Source organism: Spirillospora sp. NPDC046719 (assembly GCF_040645715.1).
GTDB lineage: Bacteria > Actinomycetota > Actinomycetes > Streptosporangiales > Streptosporangiaceae > Spirillospora.
On the sequence record NZ_JBEYYT010000734.1, the window covers coordinates 1 to 3,052 of the forward strand.

The window sequence follows — 3,052 nt, forward strand, 5'->3', positions numbered from 1 at the left end:
CGGGCGCCCGGGCGCCGCCGGCTACGAGAGCTTGACCTGGTTGAGGTCGTACGCCTGGTACTGCGGCAGGTACTGCGCGTTCTTCACCCGCGACGAGTGGAAGATCGGGTACTTCTGGTTCATCAGCGGCACGACCGCGGCGTCCTGCATGATCTGCTTGTCGGCCTGCGCCCAGAACCCGGCCGCCGTGTTGGCGTCCTTGGCCTTCAGCGCCTGGTCGATGAGCGCGTTGACCTTCGGGTTGTTGTAGTCGCCGTAGTTGGTGGAGTTCGGGCCGTACTGGCGGCCGTCGAACAGCGGCACGATGTTGGTGCGGCCGTTGTTGCCGTACCAGTCCGGCACCCAGCCGGGGCCCGCGATGTCCCACTTGCCGGCCTTGGCGTCGGCGGGGGTCACCAGCGTGGTGTTGTAGAAGGTGCCGTTGGTGTCGGGCGTGAGGTTCGCGGTGATCCCGCACGCCTTCAGGTTCGCCTGCACCGACTGCGCGACCTTCGGGTGGTTGCTGGAGACCCGGTAGGGGAACTTCAGCGTCAGCCCGTTGGGGTACCCGGCCTGCGCGAGCAGCTGCTTGCACCTGTTCGGGTCGCCGGCGTTGCCGGGCGTCGGGTACAGGTTGAACGGCTGGTAGCCGACGCTGCGCGGCGGGATGACCTGGTTCAGCACCTCGCTGACGTCCGGGCCGCCGTAGATCTGGATCAGCGCGGTCTTGTCGACCGCGTAGTTGATCGCCTGCCGCACCTGCGCCTTGCCGAGCGCGCCGTTGTTGTTCGGGCTGAGCGTGTTGAAGACGATGTAGGGGTTGCTGGACGACCCGTCCATGATCTTGAAGTTCGGGTTGGACTTCAGGCCCGGGATCCGCGACGTGGGCACCGGCTGGTCCCAGGCGAGGTCGGCGGAGCCCTGCTCCATCTGCTGCTGGACGACGTCGGGCGAGTCCTGCCCCATGGTGACCTGGATCCGCTGGGGGTTCTGCGCCCGCGTCGGGTCGGAGGCGGCGTTCCAGTTCTTGTTGCGGTCGAGGACGTACTGCTTGTTCGGCGTGTACGAGACGATCTGGTACGGCCCGTCGGAGACCGTGTGCTGGCGGAACTGCGGGCTGTCGGGGATGTACCCGTCGTACTCGGCGGGGGCGGCCGACGCGAACTGCAGCGCGAGGATGTTGGTGAAGTCGCTCGCGGGCTGGGTCAGCCTGATGACGAGGGTCTTGTCGTCCTTGGCCGTCAGCCCGGCCACGTCGTGGCCGTTCTGGTACGCGGCCATGGCGGACGCGCTCTTCGGGTCGACGCCGCCGTAGCCCTTGCAGAAGGCGCTCATCCCGACGATGGTCTCGGTGTAGTAAGCCTTGCCGCCGGACGGCTTGGCCGGGTTGCAGACCCGCTTGATGCCGCGGATGAAGTCCTGCGCGGTCACCTCGCGGGGCGGGTTGGTGTTCCAGAGCACGCCGGTGCGCAGCTTGATGGTGTACGTCCGGCCGTCCTGGCTGACGCCCCCGTTCTGCGTGCTGGGGATCTCCTGCGCGACGTCGGGCTGCACCTTGATCGCGTCGTCGAAGTTGTCGGCGGCCTTGAACCCGAACAGCGTCCGGGCGAACTGGCGGGCCAGCATGTTGCCCCAGGTCGTGTAGACGCTGGAGGTGTCGAGGTGGTCCACGTCGGAGGACCCGACGACCTTCAGCGTGCCGCCGGCGCTCCCCCCGCCGCCGCCACCGCCGCCTCCGCAGGACGCCAGCGCGAGCACCGCCGCGCCGAGCCCGGCGGTGACCACCGCCCCCCGTCTCACTGCTGTCATCTGCGCACTCCCCCGTCTGCTGATGACCGACTGCCCCGGAGCGATCCGCGGGCCGGGCCCGCACGCGGCGGCCGCGAAGATCGCATTAGGTAGTCAAATTAGCACCCAGCGTCATGATCGCGCGGATGCGGGGAGGAAAACGCCGTGCGCCGGGGCGCGGGTCAGAGCACCCGCGACCAGCCCGCGCCGTCGCCGGGGGCGGCGGAGAAGTCGTAGCGGACGGTGCCGGGGGCGAGCGCCGCCAGGCTGACGGACGTGGTGCCCCAGACGCGGCCCTCGCCCATGTCCAGCAGCGGCAGCAGGGCGCGGTGGTCGGCGCGCGGCAGGCCGTCGCCCTCCAGCAGCGGCAGCCACGCCCCCCACGCCGTCCGCACGTCCTCGCGCGTCCCGGGCTCGGGCCGCGCGGCGGCGGCCAGGCGCGGGCGGAAGTGGGCGAGGCGGGCCGCCATGTAGGCGTCCTCGGTCGCGCCCTCCTGCTGGCCCTCGCCCTCGAGCCCGCTGTTGACGATCATGTGCAGGCCGGGGCCGAGGTCGCGCTCGGTGAGCTCCCGGCCGTCCCAGCTCCACAGCCGCACCCGGTCCGGTTCGGCGCCGACGAGGTGGAACGGGTCGAAGGCGGCGAGGTCGGGCTCGCCGAGCTTGCCGTCGGCGGCCGTCCGCAGCGGCAGCTCGCCGCGCGTGGCGCGGCCGTCCTCGGGCGCCATCCTGCCACGACCGTTCAGCACCAGCGCGACGCGCGGGGCGGCCGGGTCCACGGCGAACCAGGTGCCGCCGGCCCGCAGGTCGCGGCCGCCGATGAGGCCGGGCCGGTCGGGCCAGTGCCGTCCCGGCGGCTCCCACTCCCGGGCGACGAACTCGTCCCGCACGCCCGCGACGAGCACGGGGACGGCGGCGGAGGGGTCGACACTGATGATCGCCGTACACATGCCCCAATTGGAGCACTTCCCCCCAACCCACCCACCCCCCGGGGTCCCCGCCGCCACCGATCGAAGTCCGCCCACCGCTACGGGCCCGGCCGCTAACGGGGCTTTCAGGGAGCGCCCCCGGAAGATTCAAGCCCGGCCACCCTCACGGGCAGGCACGCGGAGCGAGCGCAGGCGAGCGCAGCGGGCATGCCCGACCACGGACAGCGCGTTTCGCGCGGAGCGCTAGCGGAGCGGGAAACACCCTGTCCGTCGTGACGGGGGTTCCAGAGGTCCCCCCGGAGATTCGAGCCCGGCCACCGCCACGGGCAGGCCCGCGGAGCGAGCGCCAGCGAGCGCAG

2 protein-coding genes are annotated in these 3,052 nt (G+C 71.6%); both read right to left on the minus strand.

Annotated features, from left to right (window positions below; translation table 11 throughout):
• Positions 1–21: 21 nt before the first annotated feature.
• A complete protein-coding gene (locus ABZ914_RS49430) occupies positions 22–1,788 on the minus strand; it encodes an ABC transporter substrate-binding protein (RefSeq protein WP_387018114.1) in 1,767 nt (588 codons plus the stop codon).
• Between the two features lie 161 nt (positions 1,789–1,949).
• On the minus strand, positions 1,950–2,714 hold the full coding sequence (locus ABZ914_RS49435; RefSeq protein WP_500201523.1) for an NRDE family protein: 765 nt from the start codon (positions 2,712–2,714) through the stop codon (positions 1,950–1,952).
• Positions 2,715–3,052 lie beyond the last annotated feature (338 nt).

Bases quoted from the DNA above. Each gene is read 5' to 3' on its own strand.
- ABZ914_RS49430 (WP_387018114.1), bottom strand. From the start codon at position 1,788: ATGACAGCAGTGAGACGGGGGGCGGTGGTCACCGCCGGGCTCGGCGCG.
- ABZ914_RS49435 (WP_500201523.1), bottom strand. From the start codon at position 2,714: ATGTGTACGGCGATCATCAGTGTCGACCCCTCCGCCGCCGTCCCCGTG.